This is a genomic window from Leucobacter sp. OH1287, assembly GCF_003859945.1.
Taxonomy (GTDB): Bacteria; Actinomycetota; Actinomycetes; order Actinomycetales; family Microbacteriaceae; genus Canibacter.
Genome location: NZ_RQYM01000012.1, coordinates 1 through 17,491 on the forward strand (window position 1 = coordinate 1; position 17,491 = coordinate 17,491).

Annotated in this window: 14 protein-coding genes; 11 read left to right on the top strand and 3 right to left on the bottom strand. The window is 61.0% G+C overall.

Annotated features, from left to right (window positions below):
* Nucleotides 1-95: 95 nt before the first annotated feature.
* Nucleotides 96-1,154: a BCCT family transporter gene (locus tag EII30_RS07135; RefSeq protein WP_370267049.1), complete on the top strand. Its 1,059-nt coding sequence runs from the start codon at nucleotides 96-98 to the stop codon at nucleotides 1,152-1,154.
* Here EII30_RS07135 and EII30_RS07140 read toward each other — a convergent pair.
* The gene (locus tag EII30_RS07140; RefSeq protein WP_124886646.1) at nucleotides 1,137-2,339 is read right to left on the bottom strand and encodes an acyl-CoA dehydrogenase family protein; all 1,203 of its coding nucleotides are present in this window, start codon (nucleotides 2,337-2,339) and stop codon (nucleotides 1,137-1,139) included. The genes EII30_RS07135 and EII30_RS07140 overlap by 18 nt on opposite strands.
* Nucleotides 2,340-2,473: 134 nt before the next feature.
* On the opposite strand from EII30_RS07140, the gene mtnA reads away from it, so the two are divergent.
* The 3 genes from mtnA to EII30_RS07155 all read left to right on the top strand — a co-directional run bounded on the left by mtnA (nucleotide 2,474) and on the right by EII30_RS07155 (nucleotide 6,390).
* Entirely contained in the window at nucleotides 2,474-3,511 is a 1,038-nt protein-coding gene (mtnA, locus tag EII30_RS07145) for an S-methyl-5-thioribose-1-phosphate isomerase (RefSeq protein ID WP_124886647.1), read from the top strand.
* A 21-nt stretch (nucleotides 3,512-3,532) separates the two neighbouring features.
* Entirely contained in the window at nucleotides 3,533-4,591 is a 1,059-nt protein-coding gene (locus EII30_RS07150) for a BMP family ABC transporter substrate-binding protein (protein ID WP_124886648.1), read from the top strand.
* A 170-nt stretch (nucleotides 4,592-4,761) separates the two neighbouring features.
* The gene (locus EII30_RS07155) at nucleotides 4,762-6,390 is read left to right on the top strand and encodes an ABC transporter ATP-binding protein (protein WP_124886649.1); all 1,629 of its coding nucleotides are present in this window, start codon (nucleotides 4,762-4,764) and stop codon (nucleotides 6,388-6,390) included.
* Here EII30_RS07155 and EII30_RS07160 read toward each other — a convergent pair.
* On the bottom strand, nucleotides 6,359-7,615 hold the full coding sequence (locus tag EII30_RS07160) for a helix-turn-helix domain-containing protein (RefSeq protein ID WP_158608683.1): 1,257 nt from the start codon (nucleotides 7,613-7,615) through the stop codon (nucleotides 6,359-6,361). The genes EII30_RS07155 and EII30_RS07160 overlap by 32 nt on opposite strands.
* Nucleotides 7,616-7,735: 120 nt before the next feature.
* Between EII30_RS07160 and EII30_RS07165 the strand changes: the two genes are divergently transcribed.
* The 7 genes from EII30_RS07165 (at nucleotide 7,736) to EII30_RS07195 (ending at nucleotide 16,170) form a co-directional block, all read left to right on the top strand.
* Entirely contained in the window at nucleotides 7,736-8,848 is a 1,113-nt protein-coding gene (locus tag EII30_RS07165; RefSeq protein ID WP_233569440.1) for an alcohol dehydrogenase catalytic domain-containing protein, read from the top strand.
* A gap of 117 nt (nucleotides 8,849-8,965) precedes the next feature.
* Complete coding sequence (locus EII30_RS07170; protein WP_124886651.1) at nucleotides 8,966-10,447, top strand: NAD(P)/FAD-dependent oxidoreductase; 1,482 nt, start codon at nucleotides 8,966-8,968, stop codon at nucleotides 10,445-10,447.
* A 21-nt stretch (nucleotides 10,448-10,468) separates the two neighbouring features.
* Nucleotides 10,469-11,506 carry an alpha/beta hydrolase gene (locus EII30_RS07175; RefSeq protein WP_124886652.1) on the top strand — a complete coding sequence of 346 codons (1,038 nt, stop codon included), beginning with the start codon at nucleotides 10,469-10,471 and terminating at the stop codon, nucleotides 11,504-11,506.
* Between the two features lie 120 nt (nucleotides 11,507-11,626).
* Nucleotides 11,627-12,784, top strand: coding sequence for an ABC transporter permease (locus tag EII30_RS07180; protein ID WP_124886653.1), 1,158 nt, complete (start codon nucleotides 11,627-11,629; stop codon nucleotides 12,782-12,784).
* Nucleotides 12,781-13,695: an ABC transporter permease gene (locus EII30_RS07185; protein WP_124886654.1), complete on the top strand. Its 915-nt coding sequence runs from the start codon at nucleotides 12,781-12,783 to the stop codon at nucleotides 13,693-13,695. Before EII30_RS07180 ends, EII30_RS07185 begins: the two co-directional genes overlap by 4 nt.
* Nucleotides 13,692-14,174, top strand: coding sequence for a cupin domain-containing protein (locus tag EII30_RS07190; RefSeq protein ID WP_124886655.1), 483 nt, complete (start codon nucleotides 13,692-13,694; stop codon nucleotides 14,172-14,174). Before EII30_RS07185 ends, EII30_RS07190 begins: the two co-directional genes overlap by 4 nt.
* An 82-nt stretch (nucleotides 14,175-14,256) precedes the next feature.
* Entirely contained in the window at nucleotides 14,257-16,170 is a 1,914-nt protein-coding gene (locus EII30_RS07195; RefSeq protein ID WP_124886656.1) for an FG-GAP repeat protein, read from the top strand.
* On the opposite strand, the gene EII30_RS07200 is transcribed toward EII30_RS07195, so the two are convergent.
* On the bottom strand, nucleotides 16,167-17,486 hold the full coding sequence (locus tag EII30_RS07200) for an amidohydrolase family protein (RefSeq protein ID WP_124886657.1): 1,320 nt from the start codon (nucleotides 17,484-17,486) through the stop codon (nucleotides 16,167-16,169). The two genes, EII30_RS07195 and EII30_RS07200, sit on opposite strands and share 4 nt — an antisense overlap.
* Between the last annotated feature and the right edge of the window lie 5 nt (nucleotides 17,487-17,491).

Here is a 17,491-nt window from a genome sequence, read left to right on the forward strand (position 1 = left end):
CATTGTTGCAGTATTCATTCGTGTTTTGTCCTTCCTGCTGAACATATCAGCGAGTTGAACCAGTTACACACTTAAATCCACAGTCCCCAACCATTATCTCGGCGGTTTCTGGTGTTGCGAAGGGGATTCGGATCCTCTCAAACATCAACATGGTGCTCGCAGTCGGCCTGGCCGTGTTCATTTTTGTTGTCGGGCCTAGCGCCTTCATTATGAACGCGATCCCGAGCATTATGATCGACTACTTTGCGAGCATCCCCGACGGTCTTTCCGCAAACATGGCAGAAAGCCCCGAGATGCAGAGCTTCCTGAGCGCCTGGACAACCTTCTACTGGGCGTGGTGGGTTAGTTGGTCACCCTTCGTTGGTGTTTTCGTCGCCAAGATTTCTAAGGGACGCACAATCCGCCAGTTCGTGCTCGGTGTGCTGTTTATCCCCAGCACGATTGTGATTATCGCCTTCACCGTGCTCGGCGGCACCGCGATCTGGTTCCAGCGGGAACAGCAGGCGTTCGCGCCCGGGAATGATCCGGCGCAGCTGCCAAACCCGGACGAGATTATGTTCAGGCTGCTGGAGCTGTTACCGGGCACCAACATTGTGGCGCCGCTGATTATCGGGATCCTCGCGATCTTCTTCATCACCTCAGCGGACTCGGCATCGCTCGTCAACTCGCAGCTGTCACAGCGCGGTAACCCGGAACCGAAGCGACTGGTCACCGCCTTCTGGGCGTTGTGTATGGCGGGGATCGCGGTTGTTATGCTGCTCAGCGGCGGCAAGAACGCGCTACAGGGGCTGCAAAACCTGATCACGATTACGGCGCTGCCGTTCGCGGTTATTCTGGGACTGATCACGGTCGCGCTGCTACAGGAGCTACGCAATGATCCGTTTATGATCCGCATACGCTACGAGGAGAGCGCGCTGAAGAACGCGGTCCGCCAGGGTGTCAGCGAGTACGGCGATAACTTCGCACTGGAGGTGACACCAACCGAGGTTGATGACGAGTTTGCGGCGGGCGCAGACTTCGACTCCGCAGCCCCCGAGGTCACCGACTGGTATGTGCGCACCGACGCCAACGACAACCCGGTTGAGTACGACTACGCAACCGGCGAGTACCTGAACGAAGACGGCGAACCGGACGGGTCAGGAGTCGCGAGCTAATCCTGCGACCATGTTACCGAGCGAGGCGAGTGAGCTCGGGTGGAATGACCCCGCGAGCACATCACGGTAGAGCCTGCTGAGCTCACTGTCTGCCCGGTAGGCTGCCGCGCCACTAACAGCGATAGCCGCGGTGACGGCGTGTTGCGCGCTCGCAACAGCCTGATTCTTGGCTGCTGCAAGATCCACAAACCAAGCTGGCCGGGCTGCCTGCGCGTCTGACTCTGCCGCGAGCAGCTCAACCGAATTAACCGCGGCGCGGTGCGCAAGCTGGGCCTCAACAAACCGGGTCTGCAGGGTCGGGTTGTCAAGCGGCAGCACAGTCTCACCGGCCATCGTTACGCGGGAGCGGTTGAGCGAGGCAGCAGCGAGTTCGAGCGCGCGGTCGGCGACGCCGAGATACACCGAAGCGGTCAGCAGCGAGAAGTTGGTGAAGATCGCAAACACGAGCGGGTTTGCCCCGTCACCCGGCTCGCAGACGGTGATCACGTCGCTGTTTTTCAGCGGCACATCGTGAAGCTCGGTTGTGTAGCTGTGGGTGGCCCGCATACCGAGGGTGTTCCACTCTCCCGGGTGGGTTATGGATCCGCCAGCAAGCCCGTCACTTCCCGCTTCCTGGCCGCGAGCACTAAGCTCCTTACCCGCTGTGTCGCCGCGCCGGATCACGCCGAACACGAGTTTGCCTTTGTCTGGGCCAGAGGTGATTTTGGCGTGCACCCCGAGCCGCGACCAGACCGGTGAGAGGGTTGTGAAGATTTTGGTGCCGCTGATCAGGTAGCCGTCGTCGGTTGGTTCCGCGGTTGTTTTTGAATCCAGCAGAACAGCCTCGTTGCCGGGCTCAGAAATGCCGAAGGCTGCGATCTCCCCCGCCGCAATGTCCGCGAGCAGCCCGTCTGCCCCCGCGATTTCGCGGTTGTTTAGCCAGGCGGTGATCTGCGCCCACACCTGGTGCATGTTTGCGGCGAGCGCGGTTGCCGGTGAGGCGGCGGCGAGCTGGCGCTGCAGCCTGGTTTGAGCGAGCAGGGTGGTTGCGGATCCGCCCAGCGACGTCGGGGCTGCGGTGCGGAGGTAACCGCTCTCTCGCAGCGCCGCGATGTCGGCGAGACAGAACTCGTTTGCGAGGTCGTAGCCTGCTGCGCGGTCTGCGATTTCTGTTAGGACTGCTGGATCAAACTGAAAATCACTCATTCTTTAACGATATATTATAAAATCGCGTTGCGCTAACGCCTGAAACACAAAGTTCGCTGGCAATCATATCGATTCACAAAAACGAGTAGACTTGTTGCAGGTACCCAAAAACAAAACTACCAGCGGGAGAGGTTTTGCGCACAATAGACTGGCAAGACGGTGCAATCACAATGATTGACCAGACGCTGCTACCCCACGAGGTTAAGCAGCTGCGAGTTACCGACGTAGACACCCTCATCACCGATATTCAAAGGCTCGCGGTGCGCGGAGCCCCCGCCCTCGGAATCGCCGGAGCGCTCGGTGTTGCGCTGCTCGCTGACCAGTTCCGTAACGACCCCGAGCGTGTGCGCGCCGACGCAGCGAGACTGCGTGAGGCAAGACCAACCGCGGTTAACCTGTCTTGGGGTGTGGACCAGGCTCTCGCCGCCCTCCCGGAGGGCCACGCGGCGGTTCTCACTCGCGCGCTGCAACTGCGCGACGCCGATATTGCAGGCTGCGTCTCCATGGGTGAGTACGGCGCTGACCTGGTAACCCGTCTGGTGAGCGAAAAAACCGGGAAAGATCAGGTGCGGATGATGACAATCTGCAACACCGGCGGCCTCGCAACCGTTGAGCGCGGCACAGCGCTCGGCGTTATCCAAACACTGCACGAGCGCGGCTCACTCGCGCACGTTATCGCCTGTGAAACCCGTCCCCTGCTGCAGGGCGCCCGCCTCACCGCCTGGGAGCTGACCAACTTTGGCGCACCGTTTGACCTCGCCGTTGACTCTGCAGCACCGTTCCTGCTCAGCCGCGGAGCAGCCGATGCGGTTGTGATCGGCGCTGACCGGGTTGCCGCCAACGGTGACACCGCAAACAAGATCGGCTCCTTCAGCCTCGCGCTCGCCGCCAAATACGCCGGTGTGCCGTTTATTGTTGTTGCACCCGAGAGCACCGTCGACCTCAGTTGCGCAGACGGTGAGGCGATTGAGATTGAGGATCGCGGATCCGCCGAGGTGGTTAACTTCGCTGGCACCCAGACCGCGCCCGCGGGCACAACCGCACTGAACCCAGCTTTTGATGTCACCCCGCACAGTCTAATCACCGCGCTGGTTACCGAGCGCCGGGTGGTTAACTTCGCTGCCGGGCAGACACTAAAGGACACCCCGCTTGGCGAGCTTCGGCTGCCTTAACCCAATATGAAAGGAAAACCCATGACCTGGTTTACTAAAACCCGAGTAACAGCGTCAATCGCTGGTGTGGCAGCCGCAGGTTTGCTACTCGCTGGCTGTGCCGGCGGCAACAGCGCTGACTCAAACTCTGCAGCAGAGAACAGCAAGTTCGTTTACATCACCTCCGACCCGATCGGACAGAACGAGTTCCTGCGCTCCGGTAAAACCGGAATCGACACCGTTGCTGAGAAGCACGACGGTGAAGCAGTCACCTACGAGTCAAAGGATGACGCAACCCGCCGCGCAAACCTGGAGCAGGCTGTTGCTGAGCAGCCAGCCGTGGTTGTGATGCTCGGCTTCCAGTTCGCAGACCTCGCTAAAGAGTTTGCTGAGCAGTACCCAGAGCAGAAGTTCCTGCTGATCGACACCTTTGTTGAGGGCGCACCAGAGAACCTCTACCAGGCAACCTTCCGCGAGCAGGAGCCTTCATACCTGCTCGGTGTTGAGGCTGCCCTGCTGACCAAGCAGAACAGCGTTGGCGCGGTGCTCTCTGTAGACAACGACCTGCTGCGCAAGTACTCTGACGGTTTCGCAGCTGGCGCGAAGAGTGTAACCGCTGACATTAACGCGCTTGAGCCGCAGATCATCGGTGGCGAGAACCCGTTCGCTGACACCGCCCGCGCGAAAGAGCAGGCGATCGCATACGTTTCAACAACCGCAACCGATCAGGTGTTCGCGGTTGGTGCGGCAGCTAACGGTGGCATTATGGAGGCCGCCGCTGAGAAAGGCTTCTTCGCGTACGGCGTTGACGCAAACCAGTGCGGTATGGCTCCCGGCCACGTCGTTGACGGCACCCTGAAGGCCGTAAACAAGGTTGTTGAGACCGTTGTTGGCGAGATCCTCGAGGGTAAGAGCAACCCCGAAGCAACCAGCTCATTCGGCCTCGCTGAGGGCGGTATGAACGTGGTTAGCCTCGCAGACGGCGCAGACGACTCAGGCTGTGTTGTGATGGAGCACCCAGAGGTGCTGAAGCAGGTGAAAGAGGTTGCCGAGAAGATCAAGTCCGGCGACATCAAAGTAACCGAGAAATCAGGTTCATAACCCGGCTACACAGCTACACGGCTAAACGGCTTCACAGCCGGGCGGCCACACAGCTAAACAGCTAAACGGCTTCACAGCCAGATAGCTACCCGGGGCGGATTTAAGGGTAAAACCACTCTCGATTTCCGCCCCGGGTGTTATCATAGACCGGCAGGATTAGGGGCAGCAGAATGACAGACAACGCAATTGAGATGCGCGCAATCACCAAGCGCTTTCCCGGGGTTGTTGCCAACGACAGCGTAGATCTAACCGTTCGAAGCGGCGAGATTCACGCGCTGATGGGTGAGAACGGCGCTGGTAAATCAATTCTGATGTCCCAGCTTGCGGGTATTTACCGGCCCGATAGCGGATCCATTCGAATCAACGGCAAAGAGGTCAACTTCACCAACCCGCTGCAGGCGATTGATGCCGGCGTGGGCATGGTGTTCCAGTCTTTTAAACTGTTCCCGTCACTGACCATCGCAGAGAACGTGGTGTTTCGGCAGGAACCAACCAAGCGCGGCATAATCGACCGCCGGGCAGCCGAGGCGGAGGTTGCCGCAATCGCCGAAAAATACGGCCTGCAACTGGATCCATCCGCCCGCGTCAGCGAGGTGCCCGTCGGTGTGCTGCAGCGCGTTGAGATCGTTAAAGCCCTCTACCGCGGCGCCCAGATTCTGGTGCTCGACGAGCCAACAGCCGTTCTCACACCGCAGGAAACAGAGAAACTGTTTGAGGTTTTGCGGGCGCTGCAGGCTGACGGGCGAACAATAATTATTATCACCCACAAGCTCAGCGAGGTGCTGTCCATCTCCGACCGCGTCACCGTGCTGCGTGACGGCAAAAGCATCGCCGAGTTTAACACCAAAGAAACAACCGCCGCCGAGCTCACCCAGGCAATGACCGGGCGCGATGTGGATCTGCGTCAGCCCGCGCCGAAGCAGCCTACGGGTAAGACAGTGCTCGCCGTTGAGCAGCTGACGGTCGCAGGAACCGGCAGAAACGCGGTTGACAGCGCCTCCCTCACCGTCCGCTCCGGCGAGATCGTTGGCATCGCGGGCGTTGCCGGAAACGGCCAGGTGGAGCTCGCCGAGGCGATTATGGGGATGCGTCCAACCCTCTCCGGCAGTGTCTCGGTAAACGGTAAAACCCTCGACAGGGCCTCGATTGCGCAGCGCCGCGACGCGGGTATCGCCTACATTCCCGAGGATCGCCACGCGGTTGGATCCGCCGGCTCCGCCTCCGCAATCGACAATCTCGCGCTCGGTCACCACCGGCACGCCCCGCTGCTGCAGCGCGGGCTGCTCTCAAAACAGCGTCTGACCGAGCACGCGAAACGGTTGATCTCGCGCTTTGGCGTGAAAATCGCGAGTCCCGCAACTCCGGTTGGCACACTCTCCGGCGGTAACCTGCAAAAGGTTGTGGTTGCCCGCGAGATGGACACCGAGTCACCGCTGTTAATCGCCGAGCAGCCGACACGCGGGGTTGATATTGGCGCGATTGCCGCGATCCACCGCGAACTCACCGAGTATCGGGACCGGGGCGGTGCGCTGCTTTTGATCTCCGCCGAGCTCTCCGAGATTATGTCGCTCGCGAGCAGGATTCTGGTGATGTTCGAGGGCAGGATTGTGGTGGAGCTCGACCGCCAGGAGGCGACCGAGGCGCTTATCGGCCTCTACATGGCGGGGCACTCCCCCGACAGCGTTGCCACCGAGGCCAGCGATGCTGCCGAGGCCAACGATACCGCCGTGGCCAGCGATGCCGCCGAGGCCAGCGATGCCACCGAGGCTAGTCCAGCAGGCGGTGCGCAGCCAGCATAATGTGGTGATCGAGGCCCGCCTGCCCGTAGGACCAGTCTCCCCCGAGCAGCGAGGCGATGCGATCCAGCCGCTGCCGAACCGTGTTCGGGTGCAGGTGCATCTGCTCAGCAACCAGCGGCACCGACCGGCCCACAAACAGGAAGGTGTAGGCGGTTTCGGCGAGGTCTGTTCCGTGTTTGCTGTCGTAGTCGAGAATCGGCCCGAGCGTCTCCCGCACCGCCATCCGGGTCGGTTCCAGGTTCACCCGCGACAGGAAGGCGCCGATCGCGCCGTAAGACTCAAGCGACACCAGCACTTCATTTTGTGGGGCGGATCCGCCCACAGCCCCGCTTCGTGCGGCGCTGTTTCGTACCGCGCTGCTCCTGGCGGCGCTGACAACGCGCTCCACCAGCGACATCTCGGGCGGCACAATCTCGATGCGGTGAAGCCGCGGAGAGTGACCGATCAGCAGCCCCTCCCAGCCGCGGTTGCTGCCGGAGAACAGCTCACGCACGAGTTTGAAGGTTGCCTCGTTGACGAGACTGACCAGCTGATTGCCGATAATCGCCCGCAGCATGCCCGCCCCGAAATCCTGCTCTAGCCGGTGATCGAGCGCGGAGAGGGTGTGGCGGTCACCGTCACCGACGAGCACACGGAAGGGTTCACCCTGCACAATGCCGTGCTCCTCAAGACGGCGCAGCATAGTTTTGCTGATGCCACCGACCGGCGGGGTTAGCACATACTCGAGCAGCTCCCGCTGCCTGACGGCGATGTCGCCGCGGATCCGCCGCTGCGCTGTAATGAAGGTTGAGACCACTCGCCCACAGCGCCGCATCACGCTCGCCGTTTGTGTGTCGAGGACGCTGGAGACGATGAGCGCGCCAACCACCTCGGTGCCGCGTTTCACGCTAAAGGCGGTGATTGGGTGTCCGTTTTCGTCGACGGAGCTCTGCGGGTTGGTTTCGCGCGCGGCGGCGTCGAGCAGCTGCCGTTCGGCGTCGCTGAGGCTTGCAGAACCGCGCACATCGTGACGGACGGTGAGGTCGAAGATCCGCACCTGGGCGCCGAGCGCGCGGCTGATACCGGCGCTGAGGTCCTCCAGGCCACCACCGGCCGCGAGCGCGTCAAGCAGCGCCTCGTCAGCGAGCAGCAGTCGGCTGTGCAGGTCGTTTCTGTCCTGCTCAACCCGCAGGTCGTGCTGCAGCGCCTTAACCTCGGCGACTAGGTGACTCTGCATGTTTTCCATGTGTAACATTCTACATACTTCAGTACAAAGTGTTTGTTTAGCCACATAAGGTTTGCTCGTTTGTGGGTGCAAACTTTAAGTACTAAACCCTTCACCCTCATCACGATGGAGTTGATAAACATGGCGACAAAACAGATCCGCGGCGCGGTGCTCAACCAGATTGGCGCAGCAGCACCGTTTGCAGAGAGCAAACCAATCACTGTTGACACTGTGGAGCTCACCGGCCCCGCCGAGAACGAGGTGCTCGTAAAGATCGAGGCAGCCAGCATCTGCCACTCCGACCTCTCGGTTGTTAACGGATCCCGCCCCCGCCCAACCCCGATGCTGCTCGGCCACGAGGCGGCCGGCATCGTCACCGAGCTGGGGTCAAACGTCACAGAGTTCAAGCCTGGCCAGCGCGTTGTGCTGACCTTCCTGCCGCGCTGTGGTGAGTGTAAAGAGTGTCTCACCGACGGTAAACTGCCCTGCGCACCCGGCTCAAAAACCAACGAGGCTGGCACCTTGCTGGACGGCACCGGCCACCTCACCCGTGACGGCGAAGAGGTTAAACACCACCTCGGCTGCTCTGGTTTTGCCGAGTACGCGGTTGTTGACAAGCGCTCAATCGTGGCGATCGGCGAGGATGTGCCACCAGCAATCGGTGCGGTTCTCGGCTGCGCTGTGCTCACCGGCGGCGGAGCTGTGCTCAACGCCGCGCAGGTGACCGGCAAAGACACCGTTGCAATCGTTGGACTCGGCGGAGTTGGTATGGCTGCGCTGCTCACCGCTGTTGGCCTTGAGCCCGCAAAGGTTATTGCGATTGACGCCAATGAACAAAAACTTGACCTGGCTAAGGAGTGGGGCGCTCACGAGGCGTACACCCCGCAGCAGGCAGAGGAGCTCGGAATCACCGCCGACGCTGTTATTGAGGCAGCCGGTCACCCGAAGGCGTTTGAGACCGCGTTCAAACTGATCGGCTTCGGCGGCCGAATGGTCACCGTTGGCCTCCCAGCTCCAGGCGCTATGAGCGAGGTGGAGCCCGTTAAAATCACCGGTCGCGCCCAGACAATCATCGGCTGCTACCTTGGTTCCGCTGTGCCAAAGCGCGATATTCCACAGTTTGAACAGCTGTGGCGCGAGGGCAAACTGCCGCTTGAGCGGCTGATCTCTGGCAGCTTCGAACTCGACAACATCAACGAGGCTATGGATGCGCTGGCGAGCGGCAGTGTGCTGCGCCAGATCGTCGAGTTCTAATTTTGCGGATCCGCGAATTGCATTGCCCCCGACAAGCGGATCCGCAATCCCCCTAAATAACAACTTTCGAAACTAAAAAACTTACTCTCCACCTTCGATAACAAAGGAAGATATAAAATGACTAAGCACTATCGTGTAGCTATTCTCGGTTCTGGATTTGGCGGTCTCGGCATGGCAGCCCAGCTCGTTCGCGCTGGGATTGAGGACTTCGCTGTGTTCGAGAAGGCTGACTCTGTTGGCGGTGTTTGGCGAGACAACACCTACCCGGGCGCAGCCTGCGACACCCAGGCACACGTTTACTGCTTCACCTACTTCCCACACCTGCGCGTCTCCCAGATGTACGCTGCGGGTGAGGAGATGCTAGGCTACCAGGTTGCTCTGAAGGACGCCTTCGGCATCGAGAAGCACATGCACTACAACGCCGAGGTGATTGAGGCTCGCTGGAACGACGAGGCAGCCCACTGGGAGATTAAGACCCGCGACGGCGGCGAGTACACAGCAGACTTCTTCATCCCAGCATGGGGTCAGCTAAACGCACCAAAGACCCCAGAGTGGGAGGGTATGGAGAAGTTCAAAGGCATCCAATTCCACTCAGCAGAGTGGCGCCACGATGTTGACTTCACCGGCAAGAAGGTTATCTCAATCGGATCCGCTGCGTCAGCTGTGCAGTACATCCCTGAGGTAGCAAAAACCGCTGGCCACCTCGACGTGTTCATGCGTTCCGCTAACTACATTCTTCCTCGCGACCAGATCACCTTCACCCCTGAGCAGCTCGACAACTTCGAGCAGCACCCTGAAACCTTCGAGGCATCACGCCGCGAGATCCACACCATGCGTGAGGAAGGTTTCGAACGCACCCGCAACAACACCAGCAGCCAGGCAGAGGGACGCCAGGAAGCACTCAACTACCTCTACGAGGTGGTAACCGATCCAGAGCTGCGCGAGAAACTCACTCCGAACTACGACTTCGGTTGTAAGCGAATCCTGCGCACCTCTGCTTTCTACCCAGCACTGCTGCGCGACAACGTTAGCGTTGTTACCGAGGGCATCGACCACTTCACCGAGAACGGTATCGTTACCGCTGACGGCGTTGAGCACGAGGCTGACGTTATCATCTACGGCACCGGCTTCTACTCACAGCGCTTCCAGGGTGATCTGAAGATCATCGGTCGCGACGGCCTGTCACTCGCAGACCGCTGGGGCGAGGAGGACGCAGAAGCATACGTTGGTCTGTCAGTTGATGGTTTCCCAAACATGTTCCTGATGTATGGGCCAAACACCAACCTCAACCACAACTCTGTTGTTACCATGCTGGAGATCCAGCAGGAGCACGTGCTTGACGCGCTGCGCAAAACCGCTGACCTCGACAAGGCATCTGTTGAGGTGAAGCCGGAGGTGCTTGAGGCGTTCAACACCAAGCTGCAGAAAGACATGGAGGGATCTTCATTCTCTAGCGACTGCTCTAGCTGGTACAAGAACTCTAAGGGTAAGGTTATTAACAACTGGTCAGGAACCGTTGAGGAGTACCGCCAGCTCGCTGAAGAATTCAAGCCAGAGGACTACGTTGTGCGCTCAGGCGCTGAGGTAGTATCCCTCTAAACAGTAAAGAAGAGGTGGATTATGTCTGACCTGATTCCCACAACAGAGGTTGCCGCAGACCAGCGCCCCCTGATTGAGGCGTTCCGCGAGAACGGCAGCAAGTCGTTCCAGGATGCCCCGGATGTTGCAACCGCTCGTGCAAACTACGAGAAATCATCTGCCGCAAACGGCCTCACCCCCGACGGGGTTTTAAGCGTTAGAGACGTGGCGGTCGGGTCAGACGATTCACGCTTCCTCGTGCGAGTCTACGACAACCGCAGCAGCAAACAGCCAAGCGACGGTGTTATCGTGTTCTTCCACGGCGGCGGCTGGGTTATTGGATCCCTCGACACCCACGACCCGGTCTGCCGCAGGCTCGCAACCCTCACCGGTCTGCCGGTGGTTGCGGTTGACTACCGGCTCGGGCCGGAGCACCGCTTCCCCGTCGGCCACGAGGACTGTGTTCGCGCGATCGAGTGGATCCGTGACACCGCCGCAGAAAACGGCTGGGATGCAAACCGCATCGCCACCATCGGCGACTCCGCGGGCGGCGGTCTCGCAAACGTTATCGCCTTCGAACCGCGTATGCTCGTTGACGGCACAACCGTGAAATGCCAGGTGCCGCTCTACCCGATGCTGAACGTTGACAGCGAGTCACCGGGCTGGGAGCAGCTCGCCGACGGCTTCCCGCTCAGCGCAAAAACCCTCCGCTGGTTTATCGACAACTACATTGAGGGCGGCTGCGGCGGCGACGGTGGTTCACTGCCGGAGCACGGTGCCCGCGGTGAACTAGCGAAAGACTACCGCGTATCACCGCTGTTGCTGGCGCGTGAGGCTGCTGCAGGCAGGGCTGACAAGCAGCTGCTGCGTCAGCCACCCGCGCTGATTCAGTCGCTGGGGTTGGATCCGCTCGGCCACGAGGCTGTTGAGTATGCCGCGCTGCTCGCGCAGGGCGGCACCCACGTTGAGCTTGTGCACTGGCCACACCACGCGCACGGGCTCTACACCTCGGCCGGTAAGATTGCCTCCGGTGAGGCGTTCCTGGAGCGCAGCGCCGAGTTCATCAAGCGGTTCATCTAACTCCTCTCTGACGGGAGATTTAACCGAATAACAAAGCCTTTTAAGGGGCGTTTAGCGACTGTTAGCTAAACGCCCCTTACTAAATGGCGCGGGGCTCACAAATGTGGTTGGATTATTAGTATGGTTCAGCAACAGTCCCGAGCGGCCGGGCTTAATCGGCTGCTCACCAAGGCAGCCAGCAGCTCTGTGCTCCTGTCTATTCTCTCCGCGTTCGCCGTTGGCGCGGTGTTTATGATTATCACCGGCTCCGACCCGATAACCGGCTACACCGCGATGGTGAAGGGCTCCTTCGGCACCGGCATCGGTTTCACAAACACAATCAACCGCGCAATCCCGATCGTCTGCTTCGGTATCGCAATCGCAATCGCCTTCCGCGCCGGTATTTTCAACCTCGGCGCCGAGGGTCAGGCGGTGCTCGGGGCGCTCACCGGCGGCCTTGTCGCCCTCTACCTGCCGGGCCCCGCGATCCTCGTCACAATCGCCGCGATTGTCACCGCGTTTATCACCGGTGCGCTGTGGGGACTGATCACAGCTGTGCTGCAGAACCTGCTCGGTGTGCCAATCCTCATCTCAACACTGCTGCTCAACTACCCCGCCCGATTCTTCTCCTCCTGGCTGATCCGCTTCAAGCTCAACGACCCGAGCACCGACCTGATTGCGAGCGCCCAGATTAACAAGGATGTGCTGCTGCCCTATATTGTGCCGCGTGGCAGCGAAACCGCGAAGTCTCTCGCCGCTAACTTCGGCGGCACAAGCCACATCACCTCGTTCCTGACCGGCGTAAACGTCTCACTGTTCCTGGTGATTGCGCTGCTTGTCGCGGTTGTGTTTATGAACGCGAAAACCAAGTACGGTTTCGAGTCCGGCCTCGCCGGCAAAAACCCCGAGTTCACCCGCTACGGCGGTGTTAATCCGGGGCTTTTAACCGTGAAAACAATGGTGCTGTCGGGCGGTCTCGCCGGTGTTGCCGGTGTGTTGCTGGTGATCGGCCTGCCAAACACCCGCATGCTAGAGGGTCACGTTGTGCAGACCGGTTACGCCTACACAGCGCTGCTGGTCACCCTGCTCGCCCTCTACCGCCCGCTCGGCACCGCAATCGCTGGCGTGTTCTTCGCCGCGATTATGGTTGGCAGCGACGCAATGGGCCGCGAGCTTGGCATGTCACCGCAGATTTCCGCGGTGATCCAGTCGCTCGTTATCATCTTTATCTCCTTCAAAATCGTTTTGCCGCAGCTTAAAAAATCCCGCTCGGCCGCCGCCGCGGGAGGTGCGAAGTGAACCTGTTTGACCTGGTAGACTCCGATCTGTTTGCATCGGTTTTAAGATCCCTGATCCCGATTCTGCTCGCCGCCCTCGGCGGTATGCTGTGTGAGCGGGCCGGTGTTTTCAACATCGGTCTGGAGGGCATGATCCTGGTCGGTGCCTTCGGCGCGGTTGCCGGATCCTTCTTCGCCAGCAGCTGGGTTGTTGGCGCGCTCGCCGGTGCGCTCGCGGGCGCCGTCTTCTCGCTGATTCTCGGCTACGGCAGCGTCTATCGCGGCGGTGACCCGATTGTGCTCGCGGTTGCGATGAACATTCTCGCTGTCGGTTTAACAACCTTCCTAATCGTCGCGGTGTTCGGCGTGCAGGGTGTTTTCAAAGACCCCGGCATCCACGGCATCCCGGTGTGGCGGATCCCGCTGCTCTCTGATATCCCGTACCTCGGTGAAATCTTCTCACTGACCCCGGTCGGCTATCTTGCGCTGCTGCTTGTGCCGGTGCTGTGGCTTGTGCTGTTCCGCACCCCAACCGGGCTGCGCCTGCGCGGCGTTGGTGAGCGCCCCGTCGCCGCCGCAACCCTCGGCGTTAACCCGCACCACTACCAGCTGACCGCGGTGATTATCTCCGGCGCGCTCGCAGGACTCGGCGGTGCTCAGCTCGCGCTCGGTAACGTGCAACAGTTCACAGAGAACATGTCGGCGGGTCGCGGGTGGATCGCGGTGGTCGCTGTGATGCTCGCTCGTGCCCACCCGATCGGGGTGCTCGGCGCTGCGCTACTGTTCGGCCTGACGGACGCCTTCGGGTTCAGGCTGCAGAGCCTCGGCCTGCCGCAGCAGCTCACCGACGCACTGCCGTATGTTGTGACGCTTGTTGTGCTGCTGTTTATGGCTAAGCGTTTCAAGCAGACTAAACAGGCGCAGCTGGCGTGAGTGCGGATCCGGCGACGCTCGCCTCCCTGCCGGCTGAGGCGCGCGAGATTGTGCGGCAGCTTGAGCTTGCGCCGCTGCCGCACGAGGGTGGATTCTTTCGAAACACTCTCGCCTCCGAGCACTCCAGCGCAATCTATTATCTGCTCGCGGCGGGCGATTTCTCTGCCCTGCACCGTTTAAATTCACCGGAGGTGTATCACTGGTACGCGGGCAGCGCCCTAAACATGCTGGTGCTTAACCCGGACGGATCCACCAGCGAACACCGCCTCGGACCCGACCTGGCCGCGGGTGAACGCCCGCAGCTGATTGTGCCCGCTGACTGCTGGCACGGATCCGCCCCCGCCGGCTCGTGGGCGCTGGTTGGCACAACCATGGCGCCACCGTTCAGCTGGGACGGGTTTGAGCTTGGTAGCAGGGAGGAGCTGTGCGAGGAGTATCCGGCGGCGCGAGACGCGATCCGCCAGCTCACCAGGGCGTAAAAAGGGTTTACAAAGCGGGAACTCATCCACTATATTTTTAGGTAAAGCTAACCTAAGTCTAATTCGAGCTGGAAATCCCCAAATGTCTTTGTTCATTAAATCCGCGCTTGCCCTCTCGCTGCTGGGTGGAATCACTGCCGTACAGAGCCCCGCCGCCGACCCCGCAACCAATCCGGTTACTATTCCCGGCACCGTTCCCGGTTTTGGCACAACAACCGACAGCTGCGATGTTAACGCCGACGGCGTAACCGACCTGGTGATCGGCAGCTACTGGTTCAGCGACCAGGTTGCGACGGTGAAGCTCGGCCCTGTTAGAGCGGACTCAAAAACCCTCACCTTCACCCCGGGCGGATCCAGCTACAACATGGGCATCGAGGTGCGCTGCTCCCCCGACACAAACGGTGACCGCGTTTCAGACCTGCTGCTCACCATGCAGGGCGGAGGCACCGCGGTTGTGTTTGGTGGATCCACCCTGCAATCGCTGGAGCTAAACCAGCTCGGTGAGGCGGGCGTGCGCTTTAGTAGCAACCAGATCCTAAAGACTTTCGGTGTCGGGGATCTAAACGGTGACGGCAAGTCCGAGCTCGCGCACATAACCGCGAACGCCGTCTACATAACAGACACACTCCCCGCGACCGGTGCGCCAGCGGGCAGCTACGATTTTTCTGCGGCAACCAAGATTATTACCGGTGACACAACAACGCTGCTGTCTGCTGCGGCAGCCGGTGACGTAAACGGTGACGGGAAACCAGATCTGGTGCTGGGATCACCGAACGCCTCACCCGACGGCGGCGCTTTCGCGGGTAAAGCCTACGTGCTTACAGACCTGCAGCCACAGGCGGGTAAAACCGTGGTTTTGAGGGACGGCTTCACAGGCTTTAGCATCAGTGGCCCCAAGAGCGGCCATACCCTGCTCGCAACCTCGGTTGCCGGTATTGGTGACATTAACGGTGACGGTTTCGCCGACCTGCTCACCGGTAACCCCGGCCACGACAACCCTGACGGCACACCAAACCCCGGCTCAGCAACCGTTATTCTGGGTGCAGCAAACAGCGCTGACGTGAAAACCGAACGCGGTGTTACCGACCGGGCCGCAGTCACCGACACAGCCGGTAAACACCGCGGTTGGTGGCTTGAGGACTTAAAGAATGCCGACCATCTTGGTGAGGGTAAGGTCTCCGCGACCAGGGTTAACGGCACAACACTGCTGCTGCTGGGCGCGATGGACGGTGACCTCACCGACGCTGCAGCAGGATCCGGCTACGCCGCCGTGATTGACACCGCGCTGCTCCTGGAGCACGGCGCTGCCTCACCCGCGCGCTCCCTCACAGAGCTCGCCGCGGCCGACAGTCGTGTGCAGCTGTTCAACTCGAAAGATCCCGAAACCCGTTTCGGACGCAGCCTCTCCGCGGTTAACCTCGGTGACGGCGGTTTCACCCTGGTAATCGGCGCGCCAGCCAACTTCAGCCAGAGCGCAGAGCCAGCGGTTATTCTGCAGCCTGTCACTGTGAAGGCTCCGCAGCCACAGCAGCCGGGCGGCCAAACTCCCGGTGGTCAGACCCCGGGTGATCAGGGCGGCAACGCGGGCAGCGGATCCGGCGACTCGGGCGCGAGCACCGGCACCGGCACCGGCACCGGTAACAGCTCCGGCAACGGCACCGACGGCACCAGCGGCGCGGGCAGCACGGGAAGCGTGGGCGATAAGGCGGGCACAACCGCCGGCACCGGCTCCGACTCGAAGCTCACCCCCGGCAAGGCCAGGGTTAGTGACGCTGACAGCCTCAGCGCCAAACTGGCGAAAACCGGTGGCCTTAACTTTGGTGGCATCGCGCTCATCAGCGCCGGTGTTATCGGGGTTGCCGCTGCTCTGCTCGCAAACCAGCTGCGCACCAGCCGTGGCGGACGCTACGGCAGCTACGGCAGCAGCGGCTACGGCGGCGCGGGATACGGCGCGGGACGCGGCAGCAGCTGCGGCGGCTACGGCGATCTCGACTAGAGCTTTGCCGCGACCCTAATCCGGGCGGCACTTTCAGCGGCGCGCTGTTTTACCGCGGTCGCGTCAAGCGTCAGGTGCTCACCTGCGGCGTACACGGCTCTGCCACCGATCCACACATAGTCGACGTCTTTACCGCTCGCCGCAAAAACTACGTGCGACAGCAGGTTAGCGTGCGGGACAGCGTTCGCCTCCGAGGTTTTCAGCGCAACAATGTCGGCCTTCTTACCGACCGCGAGCTCACCACAGTCACCAAACCCGATCGCTTCAGCGCCCGCCCTGGTGGCGATCTCAAACACCTGCTCGGCGGTTATCGCGGCGGCATCGTGCAGCACCCCGCGGTGCAGAATCGTCGCGAGCTTCAACTCCTCAAACAGGTCCAGGGTGTTGTTGCTCGCAACCGAGTCGGTGCCCAGCGAGATCCGCACCCCGCTCTGAAGCCAGTCAAGCAGCCTGGCAACGCCGTTGCCGAGCTTCAGATTGGAGACGGGACAGTGCGAGAGCGCAACCCCGGACGCCGCCATCTCGGCGATCTCCTCATCATCAAGGTGCACACAGTGCGCAGCCATGGCGCTTGTCTCGTAGAGGCCAAGCTCCCGCAGGTAGCGCGCCGGCCGCTTGCCGGTTTCCGCAACAACCATCTCGGTTTCCGCGGGCGACTCGGCAATGTGGGTGTGCACCGGGATGCCGGTGCGTTTCGCGTGCTCGATTGTCTCGGCAAAGAACTCGCGCGGCACACTGTACGGCGCGTGGGGACCGTAGGCGATTTTGATTTGCGGATCCGCCGCGTAACGCCGCTGCAGCTCCACCGCGTGCGCAAGCTCATCCCTGCCGGTTTTGGTTGTCACACCGGGGAACATAATCTGTTCCGGCCGGGTGATCGCGAGCGCCGCAACAACCCGCATCCCCGCATCACGCACCAGCTCCAGCAGCTGTGCGTCCCAAACATACATATCGTTGAAACTGGTTGTGCCGCTCTCGATCATCTCCAGCATCGCCAGCTGCAAACCGGCGGCAATATCGTCGTGGGTGAGCTGCTGTTCAAGCGCCTGCACCTCCGCGAGCCAGGGCATAAACCCGTGGTCGTCGCTGACACCGCGCAGCAGCGTCATCGCCGAGTGGGTGTGGCCGTTAACCAGCCCGGGTATCAGAATATGCCCGTCCAGGCGGGTGACGGTGTCATCCTGCCCGGGTGCGGGGGCGTGCGGATCCTGCGCCTCACCAACCCAGGCAATGCTGTCGCCGGTAACCACCAGCAGCGGGTCGATAATGCTTTTCCCGGCGCTTAACAGCGCGGCCGCGTAAATAAACTGAGACATGGGCT